We start from the raw sequence: 23,767 nt of genomic DNA, 5'->3' as shown, positions 1-23,767 counted from the left end.
CATGCCTCTCCCACGCCTTTGCACCCAGTTTCTCGGCCTCGCGCTGCTGCTTCACGCCACCGCGTGGGGCCAGAAGGCCGAGGTGAAACCGCAGCCGCCTGCCGCGGCCAAGCCGCAGACCATCAAGATCGTGATGCGCGACGGCCTGCGTTTCGACCCGCCACGCTTTGAAGGCAAGCCCGGCGCGGATGTGGTCATCAGCCTGGAGAATCTCGATTCCACGGATCAGATGCACAATTTCGTGCTGGTGAAGCCCGGCAGGCGCGATGCCATCGTGAATGCCTCTCTGCAACTGGCAGACAAAGGCCCTGCCCTGCAGTTCGTGCCGCCAGGCACCGATGTGCTTGCCGCCTCCAAACTTCTGGCTCCGGAGAAAAAAGATTCCCTGCGCCTCTCGCTGCCGAAGGAGCCGGGCATCTATCCCTTTGTATGCACCTTTCCCGGCCATGGTCTGGTGATGTATGGCGCGGCCTATGTGGGCGTGAGAATGCCGCCGCTGAAGCAGGATAAAAACATTCCCGCCACCGCGGCGCAGACCTTCATCGCCGGCGGAGGCAGGCGTCCGTTTGCACAGCGCATCTTTATGCCAAACAGCGGCCCTGCGGCCATTGCGATCGCGCTGCCGGGAGACTTGAACGCCTGCTGGGATGCAGGAGTCTGCCGCATGCGCTACGTCTGGAAAGGCGAGTTCATCGATGCGACAAAAAACTGGGCGGGCAATGGCAGAGACCTTCCCAAGCTCGGCGACAAACCTTTCTGGACCGCCGCGCCTGATGAAGTAGCGATCCGCTTTGGCAGCGCCAACGCCGCAGCACCGCAGGCCAAATTTCTCGGCTACACGCTCGATCAAGGCTTCCCCACCTTCCGCTACACGCTCGATGGCATCGAGGTGAAGGAACGGGTTGCCGTCAGCAAAGCGGGCGAGGTGGTGCGCGAATTCAAAATCCCCAAGGCCACCGGCGACGTGTTTGTCAACGTGGGCGACAATCCCAATGGCGAAGGCTTCGCGGCCTGGCGTTCCCATTCTGGCAAGCGCGATGGCGGCACGCTGCATCTCACCAAGGAAGAAGCGACGGCCTTCACGCTCACTCTGCAAACCATCAAACAATAACCCTCATGCACCGACTCCTCTCCATCTCTCTGGGCTGCGTGCTCCTTGGCACCGCGAGCCTGTCTGCGCAGAAGGCCAAGCCAGAACCTGCGGACAGCTTTTACACCATCGGCAAACTGATGATGCCCAATGGCGTTGCGCCGGAGATCGGCGGACTCGGCGTCATGCCGGACGGCCGCATCGCAGCATGTTTCCATCATGGCCAGGTCGCGCTCTACCAGCCGAAGGACAAGACATGGAAAACCTTTGCCGAAGGCCTGCATGAGCCGCTGGGCCTTCTTGTGGAAGATGAGCACAGCATGCTCGTCATGCAGCGCCCTGAGCTGACACGCCTGCGCGATACCGACGGCGATGGCGTCTGCGACAGCTACGAAACACTGTGGGACGGCTTTGGCATGAGCGGAAACTACCATGAGTTTGCCTTCGGCCCGGTGCGCGCGCCAGACGGCAGTGTAGTGGTGTCCCTCAATCTCGCGTCCCAGGGCGACACCATTTTCAAAGAAGTGCGCGGACAGTTCAGCGACATCGGCGTGCCACGCGCTGAGTTCTATGACAACTGGAAGAAAGTGGGCAAAGACGTGGGTCGCATGTACTCGCGCGTGCCTTATCGCGGCTGGGTGGTGAAGATCGATCCCGCCACCGGCGCTGCCGTGCCATGGGCCTGCGGCTTTCGCTCCCCCGATGGCATCGGCTTTGATGCTGCCGGCAATCTGCTGGTGGACGACAACCAGGGCGACTGGCGCGGAACGAGCGAACTCTTCGTGGTAAAGAAGGACGGCTTCTACGGTCATCCGGCCAGCCTCGTGTGGCGAAAGAACTGGGACGGCCGCGTGCCGCTGCAAGTCCCCGTGGCCGATCTGGAAAAGCTGCGCACGCCCGCCGCCGTGTGGTTCCCACATGGTCATTTTGCCAATTCGCCCACGCAGATCGTGCAGATCCCGTCCTCCAAAGCATGGGGTCCCTTTGCAGGCCAGACCATCGTGGGAGAAATGAACTCGCCCAAAATCCTGCGCGTGCTGCTGGAGGAAGTCGGCGGCGTGTGGCAGGGCGCGACTCTGAACTGGCTCCAGAGCGAAACGCTGAAGCGCGGCGTGCACCGCTTCGCATTCGCCAATGATGTCCTGTATGTCGGCCGCACGCATCTTTCCTGGGCAGGCAGCGAGGGCATCGGCACCATCACACCCACGGGCAAGGTGCCGTTTGATGTGCTGGACATGAAGATCACGCCGAAGGGCTTCCGATTCACGTTCACTGAGCCGCTGGATGAAACCTCCGGCGGCGCAGAGCTCTGGGCTGGCGAACACTACACCTACAACTACCACAAGGAATACGGCTCGCCGCAGATTGCGAAGGACGAGATCGAAGTGGCCAAGGTCACCCTGAGCGCGGACCGCAAAACCGCTGAGATCGAAATGCCGGAATGGACGCTGAACCACGTCTATGAGTTTCGTCTGGACAATCTCAAGGCGGACTCCGGCCGGCTGCTGCTGAATCCACGCATCGCCTACACCGTGCGCAAGCTGGCGCAGTGAAATGGCGGCCGCGAAATACCTCCTGCCCATGCCTCCCGAACCCGATCCCCCGCCGCAGCTCAAAGAATGGTTTGATGCAGCCCGCTACCGCGCCATCGCCAAAGAGCTTGCCAGCATCGCACCGAAGTTTGACACCGCGGCCTTCCTCAAGTCCGCACTCGATGGCCTCGAAGCACGCACGCTCATGCAGCGAGTGCATCAATGCGCAGTCGCCGTGAATGCCGCGCTGCCTGGAACCTACCAGCAGAAAGTTCGCGCCCTGCAAAAGCTCGCGCCACGCATCGGTCATGAATTCGTCACCATCTTCCTCGGCGATTTCGTCGCGACCTTCGGTCTGCACGATTTCGACTTCTCAATGGAGGCCCTGCGTTTCTTCACCGTCTTCGGCTCGGCGGAGTTTGCCGTGCGGCCCTTCATCGTGGCAGATCAAACGCGTGCGCTGAAAACGATGCATGCTTGGACTTCCGACCCCGATGAAAAAGTACGCCGACTCGCCAGCGAAGGCTCGCGCCCACGCCTGCCCTGGGGCATGCGCTTGACCGCACTCGTGCGCGATCCCGCCCCCACCGCTGTCATTCTCGAGGCGCTCAAGGATGACGACTCGCTCTTCGTGCGCCGCTCCGTGGCCAATCATCTCAATGACATCACCAAGGACCATCACGACTACGTTTTGCAGCGCCTCGAAGGCTGGGATCTGGAGCGCGAGCATCTGCGCTGGATCGCCAAGCACGCCTGCCGCACGCTGATCAAGCGCGGGCACCCGCGCGCGCTGAAACTCTTCGGCTTCGGCAAAAAAGCGGAGGTCACCGCCAAGCTGACCGCCTCTCCCGCGCGCCTCAAACTCGGAGAACGCCTCACGCTCGCAGCCGCGCTCACTTCCACCTCCAGCAAGACACAGCGCCTCGCCATCGACTACGTGGTGCACTACGTCAAAGCCAGCGGTGGCAGCGCGGAAAAGGTCTTCAAATGGACCGAGCTGGACCTGCCGGCGCGCGCCGAAATCGAACTCGTCAAATCCCAGATCGTCAAAGACTTCACCACCCGCAAGCACTACTCCGGAAGGCATCGCGTCGAGCTGCAGATCAACGGCCAGCGCGTGGCGGAGTCGGAGTTTGATCTGCGCTAAAAAACTAAAACGCCATCGGCCCGAAGACCGATGGCGTGGAAAAAACGAGCACTGTCAGGCGAACTTACTTCTTGGCCGCCTTCGCCTGCGCCTGGCTCTCAGCCGAGAGCTTGCTCAGAGGCAGGATGTGCGTGACACCGGTGGAGGGAATCTTCAGCAGCACATTGTCGCCTTCCAGGCCCATGAACTCGGCCTCGATAGTTTTGCCTTCGGCGTTGGTCCATTTTTGTACACCACCTGCGGCGGCAGGAGCGGCTGCGGCCGGAGCAGGAGCAGCACCACCGCCGGTGAGGCTGGCACCTTCATCGATCCAGGCCTTCAGCGTGGCCAGTTCCGCATCGGTGAGGCGGTTCTTGCCTTCTGGAGGCATCACATCACCATCGTCGTTCGGCAGCGTACAATTCACGTACATCGTGCTCTTCGCTCCTTGGCCCGGAATGATGTTCTTGCCCGGCCCAATCTGGTCGGTGATCTTGTCGTCATCCAGCGCCAGCTTGCCTTTCACCTTCTTGGTGACGCTGTGGCAGGCATAGCACTTGGTTCGAAAAATGATGGCCACCTGGGACTTGTAATCGACCGCGGATGCAGCGGTGGTGGTCAGGGCAAGGGCGAGGAGAAGGCTGAATTTCATGGTTGCTGGTGACATGGAACGCTCAAACGTGGTATTTGCCTAGCTTATTTTGCGGATTCCTTGGGGTCATCGCGCCGCGGGGTCCAGCTCCCGCAGTTGCTGCAGGGTGGCCAGAATGGCATTGCGCTGGACCTGCAGGCGGCTGATGCCCAGCACCGCGCGGCTGCCCGAAAGCGAGTTGAGCAGCGGGCTGGCTTCTGGCTGGGAGGAATTCCACTCCACGCCTCGCAGGGCAGCAGAGTTTTTGGCGGCTAGTTCATGGTACTCCGCATTCAGCAGCTGCCTCTGCGTGGCAAGCTGGGTGCGCAATGCCTCCACCGGACTGCGCGCCGGGGAGGCGGGCAGCGGGGCGGGGACAGGAACTGGAGCTGCTTTCACCGGCTCCGGGGAAGGCCTGGCTGGTGTCTCCCGGCTTTTGGCCATCGTCTTTTCCCGCGCCTTCTCGCTGGCCTCCTGCGGGTCGTAGCAGGCCTCCATCCTCAAATCAGGCGAGCTCTTCGCCAGCGCGACTTTGGCGATGCCATCGGCATGCCGGATGGAAAGCTCGTCCGCACTCACCGCCGTGATCTCCGCCTGGTGCAGCACTTTGCCATCATCCAGATTAAGCTGGGCATACCTCTTCCCCACCATCGCCGTGCGGTGCTGGGTACGGAAATGGTCAAACCGTGATTTCAGCGCCGTAAATTCATCCTGCGACACCTTGAAATCCTGCTGCGTCTTTTGCAGCTGGGCCTGTACCGTCAAATATTGCCGCATCTGTACCTGCAGCGCGGAGAAATCCGCTTGTGATTGCACCAGGGCGTGGTTGGTCTCATCCACACGTGTTTGCAGCGTCTGATTTTCGACCTGCAGCGCATCATACTCGCTTTTTTTGACACAGCCGCACAGCAGCGAAAGCAGCGCGGCGGCTGTCGCTCCGGGAATGCGTGTGGGGTGCCTGCTCATCTCCAAAGAAAACTGTAACCCCTTTGTTCCCCCTTTGTCACGCACCCTCACATCGATTTTCAAAAACACGCCCCAGGCTCAAGCACTTGCAATCAAGCCATCTTGGCCGACACTCCCAGCCCCCCAGATCCTACCCTTATGAGCAAAGCCTCCGTTGAAGACCTCAAACTCGCCTCAGACGGCCTCCGCGGCCAGCTGGCCGAGCAGTTCGCTGACACCAGCACCCCGAACATTCCGGACGACTCCAACATCCTGCTCAAGCACCACGGCTCCTACCAGCAGGATGATCGCGACGTCCGTGCCGAGCGCACCAAGGCCAAGCTGGAAAAAGCCTGGAGCTTCATGATCCGCAGCAAGATGCCCGGCGGCCGCATCACCGCCAAGCAGTGGCTCATCCATGACGACCTTTGCTCCAAGGCCTTCGGCAACATGCGCCTGACCAACCGCCAGGGCATCCAGCTCCACGGCGTGCTCAAAGGCGGCCTGAAAGAAGTGATCCACAATGTCTGCCACAGCGGCCTCAGCACCATGGGTGCCTGCGGCGACGTCGTGCGCAACACCATGGGCCCCGCCGCCCCCATCAAGGATGCCGTTCACGCTGATACTCAGAAGCTTACAGAGGAAATCAGCCAGCGCTTCCTGTGGCGCTCCAGCGCCTATGCAGACATCTGGCTGGACGGCGAAAAGCTCGAGCCGGACTGGATCAAAGACCCCGAGGTGAACCCCGCCGTCCGTGAGGCCACCAAGGCCCCCGAAGGCGACGACCCCATCTACGGCAAAGTCTATCTGCCCCGCAAATTCAAGATCGGCGTGGCCATCCAGCCCTGCAATGACGCGGACATCTACTCCCAGGACGTCGGCCTCGTGCCCCACGTGGTGGACGGCCAGGTCGAAGGCTACACCATCACCGTCGGCGGCGGCTTTGGCATGAGCCACGGCCAGCTCACCACCCGCCCCTTCCTCGGCCAGCCCCTCCTCTACGCCAAGCGCGCCAACGTCGTCGATGCCATCGAGGCCGTCGTGACCACCCAGCGTGACCACGGCAACCGCACCGAGCGCAAAAACGCCCGCCTCAAGTACACCGTGCAGACCATGGGCCTCGACGGCTTCCGCGCCGAAGTCGTCCGCCGCCTCCCCGGCATCGAGACCTTCCCGCCCAAAGAACTCCAGTTCGACAGCGTCGAGGACAAGCTCGGCTGGCACGAGCAGGGCGACGGCAAGCTCTACTGCGCCGTCCACGTCAGCATGGGCCGCATTGTGGACCGCGAAAACGGCCCCCACTACCGCAGCGCCTTCGTCGATCTGTGCAAAGAACTCGACCTCCCCCTGATCGTGACGCCCAACACGAACATGATCATCGCCGACGTCGCGCCTGAGCAAAAGGCCGCCGTCGATGCCATCCTCACCAAGCACGGCGTCATCCACGCCGACGGCATGACCCGCGCCCGCAAGGTCGCCCACGCCTGCGTCGCCTTGCCCACCTGCGGCCTCGCCCTCAGCGAATCCGAGCGCGTCCTGCCCGGCTTCATGGACAAGATCGACGAATCCCTGCGCGAACTCGGCCTCGAAGACGAGCCGATCCTCTTCCGCATGACAGGCTGCCCGAACGGCTGCGGCCGCCCCTACAACGCCGACTTCGGCTTCGTGGGCCGCTCGCCCAACAAGTACGCCATGTTCGTCGGCGGCAGCATCCGCGGCAACCGCCTCGCCGGCCTCGAATTCAAGACCGTCCTCGGTGAAGAAGTCCCCGGCAAGGTCCGCGCCTTCCTGGAAGCCTTCAAGGCCGAGCGCAAAGACGGCGAAATCTTCGCCGACTGGTTCGCCCGCACCCGCACCACCGGTGAAGCCCCCACCCCCGAGCAGTTCCACATCGAACTGGCCGAACGCGCCGCCAAACTCGCCGGCGCCAAAGCATCGGAAGAAGGCTGATCCTCCAAAAAGCACCCTTATTCCAAGGCGGTCCGCACCCAGCGGACCGCCTTTTTTTGCGCTCGCTCGCCCCGAAAGTAACAGGGCCATTCCTGGCCCCTCTGGCCTCTGTTTTCCGTGCCTTCCGTGTGTTCCGTAGGCCAACTCAAGCACCCTCAATTCATCCAAAGATGCCGCCCAATCCTCCAAAAACATTGCCAAACCTCCAATAACCCGCTTTCATCCTCCACATGAGCCTATCGGTGACCTTGTTCGGCGACTCCCTCCGGGATGCAGCAAAACCTTGGCTGGAGGAACTCGGAAAGTCCGACCGCGACCGCCTGCAGAAGCTCCTAAATCTGGCCCTCACCGACAAAATCCGCCTCTCCGAGGTGCTCGCCAGACTCTTCCCCGGCGAAGACACCCAGACCGCCCTCGCCAACCTCACCCGCCTCCGCAACCGCCTCAATGAAGTCGGCGCCTCCCTAGGCCTGAGCTTCAAGGTGGACACCAAAAAGAAAAGCCCGCCCGAAGAACGTACCGTGTGGTTCACCGGACCGGACGAGGCCGTCCTCCGCGCCACCCGCTTTTCCCAAGATGCCACGGCAGACATCGTCGGCAGGCCCTTCATTCCTTCCAAGGGCATCGCCACCACCCGCACCGCGCTGGAGGAGAAGAAAATCTTCGTCCGCTTCTTTGTCTCCTATGCCCGGGCCAACAAGGACTTGGCAGACAGCCTCGTGAATGAACTGAAAGACCAGTTCGGCTGCTCCAAGCGCTACGAAGTCGAGCTGTGGATGGATCAGGACACGACCGTCGGAGATCGCTGGCACGAGCGCATTCAGGAGGCCATCAAAGCCTCCGACTTTGGTCTGCTCCTCATCGGTCCCAAGTTCCTGACTCGAGACTACATCCGGGACCATGAGCTGCCGCACTTCATGCAGGACAAAAAGCCCATCCTCCCGGTGGGCCTGATCAAGGTGGACTTCCAGCATCAAGATCTGCTCGGCCTGGAGGAGCACCAAGTTTTTCGCCTGCCCGGGAAGAACGATGCCGTGCGCTTCTACGAGGAAATGTCCGGCACGGCCAAAAAGCGCGAGTTTGTCCATCAACTCTTTGTCGCCATCCAGAAACGCCTCGATGCACGCTCCCAAAGTGATGCGGGCACTCCTGCCCGCAACGAGGACGAGGAAACCTGCGAGTTGCCGGCAAAAGCACCCGCGCCACCTCCCGACCCCGATCTCCAGCGCTTCATGCCGCCCCCGGAGGAGACGCGCCATTTCCAGCGCCCGCGCGGCTACATGCACCACCTGGCGCAGCGCGAAGCCATCGATCCCACACGCTCCAATCTCGGCGATGCACGCGATGCCTTGAATGAACTGGAAGCCTGGGCGGTGCGTAAAGATGGCGCACCGTTCTTTGCCCTGCTCGGAGAAGTCGGCATCGGCAAAACCACCACGCTCAAACAGTTCACCCGGCACCTGATTCAAAAACGTGCCCTGGAGCCAGGCCGCTACCCGCTGCCCATCTACATCGATCTGCGCGATTACGTGGGCGACAAGCCCGACACCCTGCCCACGATTGAGGAACTGCTGACCAGCGTGATCCAGCGCTCCTGGCGCATCACCGACCGCAAGGTCACAGCGGCAGATCTGCTGCGCCTCGTGCGCGAGGAGGGGGCGCTCATCATCTTCGATGGCCTCGATGAAAAAATCGTCCACCTCACCCAGAACCGGGCACGCGATTTCATCCGCACCCTCTGGTCCGTGCTGCCACAGGCCATGCTGAAAAACAGCGCAGCCTCATCCGGCAAGCTGCTCCTCTCCTGCCGCAGCCACTACTTCCGCGATGTCTGGAGCCAGAACGCCATGCTCACCGGCGAAGACCGCGAAGGCATCGACCGCAGCCAATACCCCTCCTTCTGCCTGCTGCCCTTCGATGAAGCGCAGATTCGCGGCTACCTCACTTCTTTCCTCGGCGATGAAAAACGCGGTGGCGAAGCCTTCGACCTCATCGCCTCCATCCACAACCTGCGCGACCTCGCCGAGCGCCCCTACCTCCTCACCCTCATCAGCGGCCGCCTCGGCGAACTCGAGGCCCTGCAAATGCGCGGCGAGACCGTCAATGCCGCGCGCCTTTACGATCTCGTCGTCCGCTCCTGGCTTGGCCGCGATGACGGCAAGCACCACCTCGACCCCATGCACAAGCGCCGCCTCATGGAGGCCCTCGCCGCCGCCCTCTGGCGCAGCGGCGAAAAGCAGTGGGACGCGGACCGCCTGGAGGAATGGTTCGACGAATTCCTCCACCAAAACCCCGCCATCGCCTCCGCCTACGCCAGCAAAGACCGCTCCCTCCTCAAAGAAGACCTCCGCACCGCCACCTTCGTACTCCGCCCCGACACCGAAGAAAAACACTTCCGCTTCGCCCACACCTCCCTCCAGGAATACTTCCTCGCCAGCCACCTCGCCCGCGCCCTCGCAGACCAGGCCGATGCCCAATGGGACATGCCCATGGCCTCCTTGGAAACCCTCGATTTTCTCGGTCAAATCCTCGCGACGAACAAATCCAGCACAGCCATCGTCTCCCTGGAACGCATCCTCAGCGGCAACTGCCTGCAAGCAGCCGTCCTAGCCTTCAAATACTGGCTTGAGGCCATCAAACACGGTCATCCCGAGCCACAGCCGCAGCAGGTGATTCTCGCCGGTGCGGATCTGGACGAATGGCATCTCAAGGGACGCAGCAAGGAGCAACCACTGAATCTGCGAGGAGCCAATCTGCGAGGTGCGTGGCTCAATCGCGCACGCGTGGAGTTTGTCGATTTCTCAGATGCGGACCTTAGCGGCCTAGAAGCGCGGCAGGCTTTGTTCCTGCGGGTGAATGCTGCGCGGGTGAAGTTGAGTGGGGCCGATCTAGCAGGATTGCTGTGGCGAGGCGGATCGCTGTTGGGAGCAACTTTGGAAGTAGAAGCAATGGACGTGACGGAACTTTTACAGGTCGAGACTTTGGGCCTGGGGCTTTACCAGCATCCTCGCGCGTTGCGGGCGCATTCATCGTCTAGAGTTTATATAGAGAGTTGCATAACAGCGACCGCTTGCGCTTGGAATCCGAGTGGCACTGCCTGGATTTCAGGTTTTGAGGACGGCCGCATCAAACTTTGGGATGCTGCCTCAGGAAGAGAACTCCTCTCACTCTCTGGGCATGCAAGTGCCGTAAACTGCTGCGCTTGGAGTCCCGATGGTTCACGTTTGCTCTCTGGATCCGATGACACGACTCTCAAACTTTGGGATGCCGCTACTGGCAAAGAACTTTTCTCGTTCAAGACACATACCAGCAATCTGAGGTGCTGTGCCTGGAGTCCAGACAGCTCACGCTTGCTCTCAGGCTCTGACGACAACACCCTTAAGGTCTGGGATGCCAACTCTGGAAGAGAAATATTCTCCCTGCGGGCGCATTCCAGTTACATCAATTGCTGCACATGGAGTCCCGACGGCTCACGCCTGCTTTCGGGTTCTTATGACAACACTCTCAAGCTCTGGGATGCGAACTCTGGAAAAGAACTCCTATGCCTCATTGGACATGCCCTTTCGGTCAGGTGCTGCGCGTGGAGTCCCGACGGCTTAAGACTGCTATCAGGATCTGATGACAACACCCTCAAACTCTGGGATGCTTGCACCGGCAAAGAACTTCTTTCCATCAAAGGGCATGCTGGTTCTATCAAGTGCTGCGCGTGGAGTTCTGATGGCTCACGACTGCTATCAGGTTCTTATGACCACGTACTCAAGCTCTGGAATGCCAGCACTGGGCAGGAGCTTCTTTCTTTCCGTGGGCACTCAGACCGAGTCATATGCTGTGCTTGGAACTCCGACGCCTCGAGATTGCTATCAGGTTCCGATGACAACACCCTCAAACTCTGGGATGCCACTACTGGAAAAGAAATTTTTTCTCTTCAAGGTTTTTCACATTCGATCAACTGCTGTGCTTGGAGTCCTGATGGCTCTCAAATACTTTCCGGCTCCTCTATAAACACCCTCAAGCTGTGGGATTCCATCACAGGCAAGCAGCTCCTATCTCTTCAGGGACACAAAGGTGCAGTCAACTGCTGTGCATGGAGTCCGGATGGTTCACGCCTTCTCTCAGCTTCGTCTGACAAAACTCTCAAGCTCTGGAATGCCTGCACTGGCCAGGAAACTCTCTCCATCCGTGGGCATGTCAATTCGGTCAATTGTTGTGCTTGGAGTCGCGACGGTTCACGACTGCTCTCAGGAGCATCCGACAACACCCTCAAACTCTGGGATTCCAGCTCGGGAAAATCACTCAGCTCTATCTCGATGTTTGCTTCTGCAATTTTTTGCTGTGCTTGGAGTCCCGACAGCGCACAGCTGCTATCTGGGTCGGCATATAAGCCCATGTTTGATCAAGAACCTCTTGAGATAAGGGATGCCAATTCCTGCAAACGCCTTCTCTCCTTCTCGGGACACACTCGTTCCGTCATTTGTTGCGCCTGGAGTCCCGACGGCTCACGCGTGCTCTCAGGCTCCCATGACAATTTCCTCAAAGTCTGGAATGCCGCCACGGGCAAAGAACTCATTTCCTTCAACGGACATGACAGCTCCATTCTGTGCTGTGCCTGGAGTCCCGATGGCTCCCGCATCCTCTCCGGCTCCGTTAACAAAAGCCTCAAGCTTTGGGATGCCACTACGGGAAGAGAACTCCTGAACCTGAGGGGTCATGCCGGCGGTGTCAGGTGTTGCGCCTGGAGTCCCGATGGCTCCCGCATCCTCTCCGGCTCCTCCGACAACACCCTCAAGCTCTGGGACGCCACCACCGGCCAATGCATCTGGACCGCCCACAACCTCCCCGAAAACCAATCCGCCGTCATCAACGGCTCCGGCACCGAAATCCTCCACGCCACCCCCGAGGCCTGGCGCTGGCTTGGCTGGGAGGAACGGGATGCTCGAGGCCGCTTCATTCGCCGCCTGCCCGCGGAGGCCTTTGGCCCGATCTCGGGGATGGAGGATTGAAAAGTAGCCTTGTTCCTGTGGAACAAGGATGGGCACCGCAAAACACCCAGAATGTGGGTCCGCCGTGCCTACCGGGATGCTGCGGAGCGCCCCCTTGTTGCGCAGCAACAAGGCTACTTTGAACATCCCGGCACTTGTGCGCAGCGTGGGTCTGGGCCACAGACTGGGCATGTCTCTCCCCGTTTACCACTTCCTGCATCTCATCGGCCTCATCCTCGTCTTCATCGGCATCGGCGGCCTGCTTTCCAGCGAAGGAGCCAAGAAGGCCATGATGTGGCACGGCATCGGCCTCGTCATCAGCCTTGTCTCCGGCTTTGGACTGCTCGCGAAGTACAACAAGCTGCTTCCCGAAGGCGCGCCTTCGTATTACACCTACCACTGGGTGTGGGCCAAGTTCGCCCTCTGGCTCGTCCTCGGCTTCCTCCCCGTGCTGGCCAAGCGCCGCGTCATCGCCGCCCCGCTCGTCGTCCTCATCGCCGCCATCTGCGGAGCCGGCCTCGCCGCCCTCGGCTACTTCAAGCCGCAGTTCTGACGCAGTACAGTGGCCATCTCGCTCCGTCGAGATGAGCCGGGCGTGACCTCTCTCGCGGCGCGCCCTCAAGCCATCACCACGCAGCAGCCTGCGGCAGCGCTGCGTACCTCTCGCGGAGCGAGAGGAGTACTGTTCCTCACGCCCCCAGCGCTTTGCTCTTTTCCGTCGCCGCACGCACGGCCTGGATCATCGCATTCCGCAGCCCGTGCTGCTCCAGCTTTTCCAGACCGGCGATCGTCGTCCCACCGGGACTCGTGACCTCATCCCGCAATGGCGCGGGGTGTTTGCCCGTGCTGAGCACCATCTCCGCCGCACCCGCCACGGTTTGCGCGGCCAGACGCAGCGCCGCCGCACGCGGCAGGCCCATGAGCACGCCGCCATCGGCCAGTGCCTCGATCACCGTATAAACATACGCCGGTCCGCTGCCGGAGAGGCCGGTCACCGCATCGAGCAGCTTTTCCGCCACCTCATCCGCCGTGCCCACGGCTCCGAGAATCTTCGCTGCCAGCGTCGCGTCCTTCGCAGTCGCCGTGCTCCCGCGTGAAAAAGCTGCCGCCCCCTTGCCCACCAGCGCGGGAGTGTTCGGCATGCTGCGGATCACCCGCTGCTTCCCACCGAGCCAGGTTTCCAAATTCGCCAGCGAAATCCCGGCCGCGATGCTCAGGTAAAGCCGCGCGCCTTTCACCTGCGCGAGCGTCTCGCACAGCGCCTTCATGTCCGCCGGCTTCACCGCGAGGATGATCACGTCTGAAGCCGCCGCCACTTCCGCCGGGGTGCCGGTGGTGGATTTACAGCTCAGGCATTTGCGCAGCGAGTTCACCGCCTCGGGCATCACATCGCTCAGCGCCACGTTCAGGCTGGCCTTGCCCAGTGCCTGCTCCACGCCGCGCAGCAGCGCGCCGCCCATTTTCCCACAGCCGATCAGTCCGAGTTTCATCATGCCGCGACTGTGGGGCAGATGCGGCATCCTGCAAGTGCGCCAATCTTCTCTTGCCTTCCACCCCTCATTTTTGCCATGCTCGTACAAATCTTCGCTAAAAATGCATCCCGACGACCCCTTTCAGCCGGAAAAGATCATCGCAGCCGGGCCTTCGGCCAAAGTGTATCGCGGAGTGGAAACGATGACCGGCCGCAAGGTGCTCATCAAAGCCCTGCTTCCGGATCACGAGACCGCCCACCCGCTGGACCGCGAGCGTCTTCAGCAGCTGGCCCCCGCGCTCATGCAGATGCGGCATCCGCAGATCGCCGGACTCATCGCCCTCCTGCCCGAGGAGGAGGAGTTTGCCATCGTGTCTGAATTCATGCCGGGCATAAGCGCCCGCACCTTTGCCGCCGAGCGCCAGCCCACGCCCCACGACCTCCGCGCTCTGGCCATGCAGCTCATGCACGCCCTGATGGTGGGCGAGCACCTGCGCCAGCCGCATGGAGATCCCAAGCCGAGCAATCTCATCATTGCCGACCACCCCGGCGGCGGCCTGTTTCTCCAGGTGCAGGACTGGGGCCTCTCTCTCGCCCGGCAGGTCCACCCCCAGGAGACGCTGTGGTTTCGCGCTCCGGAACTCCATGCCGGGCATCCGCCCACGACGCAGAGCGATCTTTTCACCGCCGCAGGCAGCCTCTTTTGCCTGGCCACCAACAGCTCTCCCACCCAGGCCACCGAGGTGGAGGAAATCCTGCGCGACTGGCACACCTTCAATGCTGGCATGATGCTCCACCACCTGCGGCCGGACATCGATCCACCGCTGCGCGACTGGCTGGGCTGGCTGCTCAATCCCATGCCGCACATGCGTCCGCAGGCCGTGGCCCAGGCGCTGGACATGCTGATGCTCAGCATGCACGCCGGCTACGCCTACATGCCGCAGCATGCGCCAGTGATGGCACCGGGATCACAAACCACTCCGCTGGTGGCTGCCATGCCACCGGGTGCCTACACCGCACCCCTCGTAGCTGCCATGGCACCTCCCGTCGTGCAGGCCACACCTGTCATGGCTGTCCCCGCACCCGGAGTGCACACAGCCCCCCTCGTGGCCGCCGTGGTCCCGGGCCCTCAGACTCCCGCGCGGCCGGCCGCTCCGCAGTCCACCGCACGTTTGGGCAGACCTGCAGTGGCGAATGCGGTGCCGGCGGTTCCTGTCGCGGCCGTTGCCGCAGTGCCTGTCGCCGTAGCTGTGGCCGTCTCGTCCACGGCCACCCCGGTGGCCAAAGCCATTCCGGCTCAGGCCCCGAAAAAACCTTTCAACAGCCGCGTGGCCGTAGCCATCGCACTCAATCTGGTCGCCGTCGTCGTCATCGGCTTTTTTGCCTGGTATTCCCTGAGGCCCCCTGTCTCTGAGCAACCCGCAGCGGCTGCCACTGCTAGCGCTACCAAAACGACCAGCCCCGCCAAACCCATCGCCGCTGCCGATCAGGCACCCGCCAAAGAGCCCGCTCCCGCCACCACAGCCCCCGCTGCACCCGCCGCCGCTCCTGTGACCGCGACTGCTGGCAGCAGTCAATAGCCTCTCTCCCGGTTTGCGGCTGACAGCATTCTCCATGCACTGGGCGCTGATTTCGCATGCGCCCGCAGCGTACTCCTGACCTAGTGAAACGCTCTCCTGCCCTTCTCCTGCTCCTCCTCGCCACACCTGCTGCCGCAGCGGTCGATTTCGTCCAGGACATCCAGCCCATCTTCAGCAGCCACTGCTACAAGTGCCACGGCCCGCACAAGCAGGAGGCCGCCTTCCGCCTGGACCACAAACCCAGCGCCCTCAAAGGCGGCGACTTCGGCATCGCCATCGTCCCTGGCAAAGCAGATGACAGCCGCCTCATGCACGCCGTGCTCGGCACCAATCCCAAAATGCGCATGCCGCGCAAAGGTGATCCGCTCAGCACCGATGAAATCGCCAGACTGAAAGAATGGATCAATGCCGGTGCCGTCTGGCCAGACAGCGCCAGTGCAAACATCGAGAAGAAAACCGACCACTGGGCCTTCAAGTCCCCTGTTCGTCCTCCAGTTCCCACCACCGCGAAGCATCCCATCGACGCCTTCATCCGCGAGCGCCTGGCCAAAGATGGCCTGCAGCCCTCGGCACCCGCATCTCCTGAAACTCTTCTGCGCCGCCTCCACCTCGACCTCACCGGCCTGCCTCCACGTCCGGAGGAAATCGCCCCCTTCATCATCGAGTACAAGCGCGATCCCGCATCAAGCATCCAGCATCTGACCGCAAATCTGCTCGCCAGCCAGCACTACGGCGAGCGCTGGGCACGCCACTGGCTGGATGCCGCGCATTACGCCGACAGCAACGGCTACGAGAAAGACCCCATGCGCTTCATCTGGTTCTACCGCGACTGGGTCATCAGCGCCTACAATCGCGACCTGCCTTACGATCAGTTCATCATCCAGCAGCTCGCGGGAGATCAACTGCCCAAGGCCACGCAGGATCAGATCGTCGCCACCGGATTTCTGCGCAACACCATGATCAATGAAGAAGGCGGTGTCGATCCCGAGCAGTTCCGCATGGAGGCCATGTTCGACCACATGGAGACCATCGGCAAAAGCATCCTCGGTCTCACCATCGGCTGCACGCAGTGCCACAATCACAAGTACGACCCCATTTCCCAGGAAGAGTACTACCGCATGTTCGCCTTCCTGAACAACGACAACGAACCCTGGCGCGTCGTTTACACCGCTCCCGAGCAGATGCAGCGCACGCAAATCCTTGCCCGCAGCGCCGAGCTCGAAGCCAAGCTGAAGCACGACAACCCCGACTGGCAGAAGCGCATGCAGGCCTGGGTGGCTTCCGTCAAAGCCGCGCAGCCGCAGTGGCACACCCTCCATTTTGAGGACGATCCCTCCGGCGGTGAAAAAGCCCTTCGCCAGCCCGATGGCAGCATCCTCGCCCAAGGCTACGCCCCGACCAAGAGCGATGTGAAGTTCGAGGTGAAAGGTTTTCACGATGCCGCAGCCGTCGCACCCCGCACCATCTCCGCCTTCCGCCTGGAACTCATGAACGACCCCAACCTCCCCGCCTACGGCCCCGGCCGTTCGCAGAAAGGCACGGCGGCGCTCACGGAGTTCAGCGCCGAAATGAACATCGACGGCAAGCCCACCAAGCTCAAATTCGTCAAAGCCACCGCCGATTTTGGCGAGGCGGAGGACACACCGCTCGCCGCCTACGCACGCGACAAGGAAGTGGACAAGGACAAGCGCGTCACCGGCCCCATCGCCTATGCCATCGATGGCAAGGCCACCACCGCCTGGGGCATCAATGCCGGACCCGGACGTCGCAATGTGCCGCGCAATGCCGTCTTCGTTTTGGAAAAACCCGTCGAGCTCAAAGCCGACAGCACACTCACCGTGACCCTCAGCATGAAGCACGGCGGCTGGAACAGCGACGACCTGCAGACCATGAACCTCGGCCGCTACCGCATCAGCGTCACCGACGCTCCGAATGCCGAGGCCGATCCGCTCTACGGCAGAAAGCCCGAGTTCTCCGCCTTCCGCACCACCGTTGCGGATTGGAAGCTCATCAATGACGAGATCGAGTCTGCCTGGAAGCAGCACCCCGAAGGCACCACCACGCTCGTGCTCGACAGCCGCGCCGAGCCGCGCATGACCTCCGTGCTCAAGCGCGGCGATTTCCTCAAGCCCGACAATCAGGTGACCGCCGGCGTGCCCGCCTTCCTGAACAATCCGCTGCCCAAGGATGCCGATGGCTCTCGCCTCACCTTCGCCAAATGGCTGGCGGACAAAAAATCTCCCACCACCGCGCGTGCTTATGTGAACCGCGTCTGGCAGGCCATGTTTGGCACCGGTTTGGTCGAGACGGCCGAGGACTTCGGCACGCAGGGCGCCCTGCCCAGCCACCCCGCACTGCTCGACTGGCTCGCCGTGGACTTCATGGAGCACGGCTGGAGCACCAAATACCTGCTGCGCCTCATCACCAGCAGCGAGACCTATCAGCAGTCCAGCAAGGTCACGCCTCAGCTGCTGGAAAAGGATCCCTACAATCGCCTGCTCGCACGCGGTCCGCGTTTCCGTGTGGAGGGAGAAGTCGTGCGGGACATCCAGCTCGCTGCCAGCGGCCTGCTCAATCCCACCATCGGCGGCCGCCCTGTCATGCCGCCCGCGCCTGCCTACCTGTTTGAAAAGCCCGCCAGCTACGCGCCCTTCCCCTGGAAGGTCGATGAAGATGCCAACCAGTACCGCCGCAGCGTTTACGTCTTCCGCCGCCGCAGCACACCTTATCCGTTTTTGACCACATTTGATGTCCCCAATGGCGAAAGCTCCTGCATCCGCCGCTCCAAGAGCAACACCCCGCTGCAGGCTCTCATGACGCTGAATGAGACCCTCAGCATGGCCGCCGCCAAAGCCCTCGGTGAGCGCATGTGGAAGGAAGGTGGCGCCGATGATGCCTCCCGCATCGCCCACGGCTTCGAACTCTGCACCGGTCGCCATCCCACCGCCAAAGAAACCGCCGTGCTCGTGGACATGCTCAAGCGCCACCAGCCCAAGCCCGGAGACATCGACTCCCACACCCTCGTCGCCCGCGTACTGCTGAATCTGGATGAGACGATCACGAAAGAGTGAACTTCAAGGCGCCCACTGCATGCGCCACAGCCAGTCCTTGTCCGTTGCTCCACCATCATCTTTCGCATCCGGTCCTGCAGACCATAGAAGATAGCCAGCAGGTTCAAGCCGATACTCCAGCGGCATCCCCGTGCGTGCCGGATCAGTGATCGTGTAGAGTTTCAGATCCTCCTTCACGGCCTCGAGCGACGTGGGAAAGCCGCCATTCTTCAGGCGATGTTTTTCCAAAGCACAGGCGATGATCAAACAGCGGCGGCGGAAGAGGTTCTTCGCTGCTGTTTCTGAAATGTTCCCCACATTCGGAATGGCGATGGCACCGAGCAGGCGCCGGGGATTGGGCCACGAGTTTGCCGCTCGGCTGCGCATGAGCACCGCTTCACATCGGGGCCCGGCCGTCAGCCAGGCCTCAGACCCCGCCGGACCGAGCTGCTCAAGCATGCAGTCAGCGTAGAACGCCACATTGGCATCGTGCCAGCCGACCGGCCCTTGAACCATGCCACCATTGAAGAAGTTCTCCACCAGCCGGTCCCACACCCAGGGCTGTGTGGAGCGGGAGGTAAAAAGCGCTGCCATTTCGGCACGGTGACTGCGCCAGTAAGCGAGCTGGAAAAACATGCCGAGAATCTCCTGCCCATGAGCCGACTGGTACTGCTGCAGATCATCAAACTGGCCCAGCCGCACCTGCAGACGGCCCAGCGACTCCGGCGTCCACGCCGGATGACTCAGCGCCTCATGCAAAGCATCAAAGCTGATCTCATGCAGTGCCAGCGGCACCAGGCAGCCGATCATGCCGCCGCGAGCCGTGCCTTCGCTGATGCGCAGCATGATCAGCGCCGTACTCGCCGTCTTCGCCGTGTCTCCGGCCAGCGCGGCGCTGCGCAGGTGCAGGCCCAGCTGGCGCTGAAAATCGTTCAGGCCATGGAAGTTGGGGATCACCGCATTCCATGGATTGTCGCCTGCTGCTTCCAGCGCCTCGCGTGGGCCTGGCTTGATGACCGAGAGAGGTTTGTTCAGACCTTCGGCCAGCTTTGGCAGCAGCCCGTTGCCATCTCCCAGTTCACGGGCCAGCACCGTCGCAGCGGGTTCGCTCCCCTGCCCTCCACGTTTCTTCATCCACGCATCCAGATCGAGCCTTTCGATCTCCCCGTCTGCGGAATCGAGAATCTCAGGCTGAATGAAGCCTGGAGGCAGCAGCGCGTTTGAAGGAGGCGTGTATTTCATCTGTCCCCTTTCCGGCTGTGTCACACGCAGCCAGGCTTCGAACACAGGATTGGCAAAATAATTGTCCTCATCAGCCACCTTGGGCAGCATCAGAGTCAGTGGATCATCCGTGCCCAGCCGCTCCACCATGCGCTGACGCACCACCGCCAGTTCACGCGCGCTCCGCCAGTTCTCCCACTGATAGTAAAGGGTGATGAGCGAGACCAGACAGACCATTATCCACGCGGTGCGCCGGTTCCAAACCAGCGACCAAATCCAGCGTGCAAATCGAATGGAATACCAGGAGTTCATGGGAGTTCAGGATTGAATTTCATGCGCCACACAAAGTCTTGCTCGGCCTGCCCGCCATCATCCCGCCCATCAGGTCCGGGAGACCAAAGCACGTAGCCCTCCTTCTCAAGGCGGTAGCTCGGCAGCTGTTTCGGACGAGCAGGATCATTCACAGCAAAGGGCCGGAGTTCGTCCTTCATCCCATCGAGCGAAGAAGGAAACGCCCCATGCTTCATCCGGTGCTTCTCCAGTTCGCAGGCGATGATGAGACAGCGCCGACGAAAGAGAACCTCGGCAGCAGCATCAAACAAGTTGCCAACATTCGGCAGCGAAATCGCCCCGATCTTGCGCCGCATGTTCCAGTCGAGGTGGCGGTATTCCTCATCGCGCCGTTTTTTAAGCGCCACGCCGCGCGCCCTGCCATCCAGCCATGCCAGCTCGCTCTTTGGCCCGAGCATGTCGAGGTAGGTCTCCGCAAAGAAGGCTGTGTTTGCGTCATGCCAGCCGGTGGGACCATAAAGGTAGCAGCAGCGCGTCCCGATGCCGAACACAGACTTGAGCCAGGTGTCATCATCACTGGTGAAGCGCATTTCTTCCGTGGCAGCCCATCCTTTGCGGCAGGTTTCGCGCAGATAAAGGCCGAAGCTGAAGCCGGTCAGCACCTCGATGCTCATGCCGCGCTCCATCACCTCCAGATCATTGATCTTGCCAAGCTGAAGTTGCAGCGCGCGCAGGCCCCCTTCGTCCCACGATGGATGCCCCAGGGCATCCTGCAATGCCTCAAAGGCGATCCCATGCACCGCCGTGCTGACCAGTGAACCCACCAGCCAGGAATGCGAGGTGGCAGACTCCGGAAACAGCCGCAGCAAAATGAGCGCCGTGCTGCGTGTCTTCTCAACATCGCCCGCAGCTGCGGCTGCACGCAGATGCAGGCCCAGATCGTCCACGGCCTTGTTTATATTGCTCACATGCGGCTGTGCTGCCACATAGGGATTCGCTCCCGCTTCGCTGTAGGTCTCCCGTTGCGCCGGCTTCCATGCCGAGAAGGATCGCGAAAGCCCTGCGGCAAGCTGCGTCAGCAGGCCGTTTCCATCGCCAAGCTCGCGGTTCATGACCACAGCAGGTTTCTCTCCCTTCAAATCTCGTCCTGCAGCCCACCCGGCGAAATCCACACGTGAGCTCTTGCCCACTTCGTTTTCGATCACTTTGGGCTTCACAAAACCAGGCGGCAAAAACACCCCCTGCGGGATGACGTAGCGCACGCGCTCCTTGTCACGATGCAGCCACTGCTCCACGACCGGCAGCGCGAAGAGATTTTGCTCATCCGGCACTCCTGGCGCGGCAAAGGCCACCCAGTTGTCGGTGCCAATTCGCTCCACCATTCGCGCATGGGCCGCTTTCAGCTCAAGCGCGCTGCGTCTGTTCTCCCATTGGTAATACAAAGTGAGCAGCGAGACGAGGCAGACCAACGTCCAGCCCACACGCCGGTTCCACACCAGCCGCGCCACCCATCGAAAGATGCGGACACTAGAGAGGCGGGATGGCTCCATGGTGCTGGGGGTGGAGGAGTTCATCGGCAAGCTTTTCGATTTGTTTGAGATTTGCCAGAAGCTGCGCGGGCGTCAGCGGCGGCAGCTTCGCGTAACTGTCCAGCGTGGATTGCGGAATCGCCTCAGGCGTCGTCGCCCGAAAGAAGAACGCCAGCATCCAGCATGCCGCCAGCGGCAGCCGCAGCGGGCGCGGGATGAAAGTGAACAGGGCCAGCACACGCGGTGTCTTCTTATGCGCGACAGCGTCCTGGAACCGGAGCGTAGCGAAGATAGACAACCGAAGGTTGCCCGAAGGGCGAGCAGAGCGAGTCAATGCTCCAGCCCTCTGGAGCTTTCGACCGTCCCCAGGCTCTCGCAAAGCCCCGGACCGCTGCCGCGACTCCTCTAGCGCCGTATGCAAAACGCTCTCCAGAAACTCCGGCGGCGGATCGCGCCAGCTCTGGGCGCGGAGGGTGGCTTCGATGTCTTTTTTCATACCAGGGTGTGTTTTTGCGCACGCAGTTTTTCCAATCCATAGCGGTAACGGCTCGCCACCGTCTGGGTTGGCAGGCCCAGCAGTTCACCGATCTCCCGAAAGCCCAGCTCCTCCCACACATGCAGGTGAATCACGCTGCGCTGTTCCTCAGGCAAAGCCGCCAGCGCCGCGGTGATCTGAGTTCGAGTTTCCTCCGCCTCGGCATCCGCAGACGGCACGAACCAGCCGGGCAGTTCATCGGCAAAGCGCTGCATCGTATCCTCCCGCGAGGAACGCCGCCGCAGGGCATCCAGCGCCAGATTTCGCGCGAGCGTAAAAATCACCGCTCGCTCTGACTGCGCCGCCGAGATAACTCCCGCATCCCGCGCCAGCTTGAGAAACAGCTCCTGCACCACCTCCTGCGCCAGGCACTCGTCCTTCGTCACCGACCACGCAAAGCGATACACGCTGACCGCGTGGTCAGCATGGAGGCGGGTGAGAGTTTCTTCAGAAGGCGGCATCCGTGGTCAGTCTGGCAAACGACGCACGGGCTTGGCGATTTTATTTATTTACTTCAAATCGCCAGAGCATTCTCCGCATCGCCGAAATGCCCCACGTGCAGTCCCATGCGATCCATCAGGGCGATGTGCAGGCGGCACATCTTCCGGTTCGGATCAGCGCTCAAATCATGGAAGCGACCGCCCTGGATGGTGCCGCCACCGTTGCCGGCGAGGACGACGGGGAGCTGGCGCGAGTCATGCGCATTGCCGTCAAACAGGCTGCTAGTCAGCATGATCATGCTGTTTTCCAGCAGGGTGCGCTCGCCTTCATTGGTGGCCTGCATCTTGGTGAGGAACTCGCCCCAGAGCTTCACCTGGTGCTGGTTCACGCGCTGGTACATGTCTAGGCGATGTTCGTCATTGGCGTGGTGGGACAGCTCATGGATGCCGCCGCTGATGCCTTCCAGGCTGGGGAAGCGCATGTTGGAGAGGTCGTTGTTCATCATGAACGTGGCCACGCGGGTGCGGTCCATCTGGAAGGCCAGAAGCATGATGTCGAACATGAGGCGCAGGTGGTCCTCGCTGCTGGTGGGAATGCCCGCCCCGGGACGCGCGAGGGTGGGCACCTTCACCGTGGGCTGCCAGCCAGCGCCATTGGTTTCCGCCTTGCTGATCTTTTCCGCCAGCTCCACGCGCTGCTCGATCTCGCGCACAGAGGTCAGGTATTCATCCAGCTTCTGCTTGTCGCGCTGGCTGAGCTTGGGCTTCAGCGCACCGGCGTCTTCCATCACCAGGTCGAGGATGCTCTTGTCGCGCTTGCGCTTGCTGCCGTCGTCAAAGAGCTGGTCAAAGGCCTGCTGCGGGAAGATCTCTTTTGGTGCAGGAGTCGTCGGCGTGCTCCAGGAGATATACGCAGAGTAGATGGAGGTGAAACCGGAGTCCGTGCTGTAGCTCGGCCGTTCCGTGCCAAGCACCACGCAGGGCATAGGAGTGAACTTGCCCGTCTGCGCAGCCACAAGCTGATCCATCGTGGTGCCCACCTCGACATCCGTCGTGGTCTTCTTAACCTTGAGGCCGCAGAGCACGTTCATCTTCGGGTAGTGCCCGCCCTCGCCTTCCACCGTGGTGGGATTCCACAGCCCCTTGAACACGCTCACGTGCTTCTTCAGCGGCTCCAGTGGCGACAGCGTCTTCATGAACTCCATGCCCGCAGCGCCCTGTGTCGCACCCCAGTGGTGCGGATTGACGCCATTGCCCGTAAAGCACACCGCGAGCCGCCGCGGCGCAGTGTTGTTTTTCACCGACTCAGCGCCAAAAGAGCTGATCGATTCAAACCACGGCAGGCCAAGGGCAATGCCGGTGCCACGGAGAAATTTACGACGGGAAAGATTCATAGA

16 protein-coding genes are annotated in these 23,767 nt (G+C 61.6%); 8 read left to right on the top strand and 8 right to left on the bottom strand.

Going from position 1 to position 23,767, the window contains the following annotated elements; translation table 11 throughout:
* Nucleotide 1 precedes the first annotated feature (1 nt).
* From ACILSO_RS26545 to ACILSO_RS26535, 3 genes are read left to right on the top strand one after another with little or no spacing between them, the layout of a single operon-like run.
* Nucleotides 2-1,111: a hypothetical protein gene (locus ACILSO_RS26545; protein WP_395740507.1), complete on the top strand. Its 1,110-nt coding sequence runs from the start codon at nt 2-4 to the stop codon at nt 1,109-1,111.
* A gap of 5 nt (nt 1,112-1,116) precedes the next feature.
* Nucleotides 1,117-2,643: a PQQ-dependent sugar dehydrogenase gene (locus tag ACILSO_RS26540; protein ID WP_395740506.1), complete on the top strand. Its 1,527-nt coding sequence runs from the start codon at nt 1,117-1,119 to the stop codon at nt 2,641-2,643.
* A 28-nt stretch (nt 2,644-2,671) separates the two neighbouring features.
* Nucleotides 2,672-3,769 carry a DNA alkylation repair protein gene (locus ACILSO_RS26535; RefSeq protein WP_395740505.1) on the top strand — a complete coding sequence of 366 codons (1,098 nt, stop codon included), beginning with the start codon at nt 2,672-2,674 and terminating at the stop codon, nt 3,767-3,769.
* A gap of 64 nt (nt 3,770-3,833) precedes the next feature.
* Here the strand turns inward: ACILSO_RS26535 and ACILSO_RS26530 are convergent, their stop codons facing one another.
* Nucleotides 3,834-4,400, bottom strand: coding sequence for a c-type cytochrome domain-containing protein (locus ACILSO_RS26530; protein WP_395740504.1), 567 nt, complete (start codon nt 4,398-4,400; stop codon nt 3,834-3,836).
* Between the two features lie 66 nt (nt 4,401-4,466).
* Nucleotides 4,467-5,345 carry a hypothetical protein gene (locus ACILSO_RS26525; RefSeq protein ID WP_395740503.1) on the bottom strand — a complete coding sequence of 293 codons (879 nt, stop codon included), beginning with the start codon at nt 5,343-5,345 and terminating at the stop codon, nt 4,467-4,469.
* Nucleotides 5,346-5,483: 138 nt separating this feature from the next.
* Here ACILSO_RS26525 and ACILSO_RS26520 point away from each other — a divergent pair, with 138 nt between their 5' ends.
* The 3 genes from ACILSO_RS26520 (at nt 5,484) to ACILSO_RS26510 (ending at nt 12,806) form a co-directional block, all read left to right on the top strand.
* Nucleotides 5,484-7,274, top strand: a complete 1,791-nt coding sequence (locus ACILSO_RS26520) for an NADPH-dependent assimilatory sulfite reductase hemoprotein subunit (RefSeq protein ID WP_395740502.1) — start codon at nt 5,484-5,486, stop codon at nt 7,272-7,274.
* Between the two features lie 230 nt (nt 7,275-7,504).
* Complete coding sequence (locus ACILSO_RS26515) at nt 7,505-12,274, top strand: eIF2A-related protein (protein ID WP_395740501.1); 4,770 nt, start codon at nt 7,505-7,507, stop codon at nt 12,272-12,274.
* 169 nt (nt 12,275-12,443) lie between these two features.
* A complete protein-coding gene (locus ACILSO_RS26510) occupies nt 12,444-12,806 on the top strand; it encodes a hypothetical protein (protein ID WP_395740500.1) in 363 nt (120 codons plus the stop codon).
* Between the two features lie 136 nt (nt 12,807-12,942).
* Here the strand turns inward: ACILSO_RS26510 and proC are convergent, their stop codons facing one another.
* Nucleotides 12,943-13,746 carry a pyrroline-5-carboxylate reductase gene (gene proC / locus ACILSO_RS26505; protein WP_395740499.1) on the bottom strand — a complete coding sequence of 268 codons (804 nt, stop codon included), beginning with the start codon at nt 13,744-13,746 and terminating at the stop codon, nt 12,943-12,945.
* Between the two features lie 100 nt (nt 13,747-13,846).
* Here proC and ACILSO_RS26500 point away from each other — a divergent pair, with 100 nt between their 5' ends.
* Together ACILSO_RS26500 and ACILSO_RS26495 are read left to right on the top strand one after the other, a co-directional pair.
* A complete protein-coding gene (locus tag ACILSO_RS26500; RefSeq protein ID WP_395740498.1) occupies nt 13,847-15,304 on the top strand; it encodes a serine/threonine protein kinase in 1,458 nt (485 codons plus the stop codon).
* A gap of 83 nt (nt 15,305-15,387) precedes the next feature.
* Nucleotides 15,388-18,375, top strand: coding sequence for a PSD1 and planctomycete cytochrome C domain-containing protein (locus ACILSO_RS26495; RefSeq protein WP_395740497.1), 2,988 nt, complete (start codon nt 15,388-15,390; stop codon nt 18,373-18,375).
* 3 nt (nt 18,376-18,378) lie between these two features.
* On the opposite strand, the gene ACILSO_RS26490 is transcribed toward ACILSO_RS26495, so the two are convergent.
* Genes ACILSO_RS26490 through ACILSO_RS26470 form a run of 5 tightly spaced genes read right to left on the bottom strand, consistent with a single transcriptional unit; the run spans nt 18,379 to nt 23,764 of the window.
* Entirely contained in the window at nt 18,379-19,887 is a 1,509-nt protein-coding gene (locus tag ACILSO_RS26490; RefSeq protein WP_395740496.1) for a hypothetical protein, read from the bottom strand.
* Nucleotides 19,884-21,440: a hypothetical protein gene (locus ACILSO_RS26485; protein WP_395740495.1), complete on the bottom strand. Its 1,557-nt coding sequence runs from the start codon at nt 21,438-21,440 to the stop codon at nt 19,884-19,886. Before ACILSO_RS26485 ends, ACILSO_RS26490 begins: the two co-directional genes overlap by 4 nt.
* Nucleotides 21,394-21,891, bottom strand: coding sequence for a hypothetical protein (locus ACILSO_RS26480; protein WP_395740494.1), 498 nt, complete (start codon nt 21,889-21,891; stop codon nt 21,394-21,396). The genes ACILSO_RS26485 and ACILSO_RS26480 overlap by 47 nt, the downstream gene beginning before the upstream one ends.
* The gene (locus tag ACILSO_RS26475; RefSeq protein ID WP_395740493.1) at nt 21,888-22,391 is read right to left on the bottom strand and encodes an RNA polymerase sigma factor; all 504 of its coding nucleotides are present in this window, start codon (nt 22,389-22,391) and stop codon (nt 21,888-21,890) included. The genes ACILSO_RS26480 and ACILSO_RS26475 overlap by 4 nt, the downstream gene beginning before the upstream one ends.
* Nucleotides 22,392-22,444: 53 nt before the next feature.
* Complete coding sequence (locus ACILSO_RS26470; protein WP_395740492.1) at nt 22,445-23,764, bottom strand: DUF1552 domain-containing protein; 1,320 nt, start codon at nt 23,762-23,764, stop codon at nt 22,445-22,447.
* Nucleotides 23,765-23,767 lie beyond the last annotated feature (3 nt).

This window comes from Prosthecobacter sp., from assembly GCF_044226605.1.
Classification (GTDB): domain Bacteria; phylum Verrucomicrobiota; class Verrucomicrobiia; order Verrucomicrobiales; family Verrucomicrobiaceae; genus Prosthecobacter.
The sequence above is the reverse complement of the archived record's forward strand: the minus strand, read 5'-3'. Positions and strand labels throughout refer to the sequence as shown.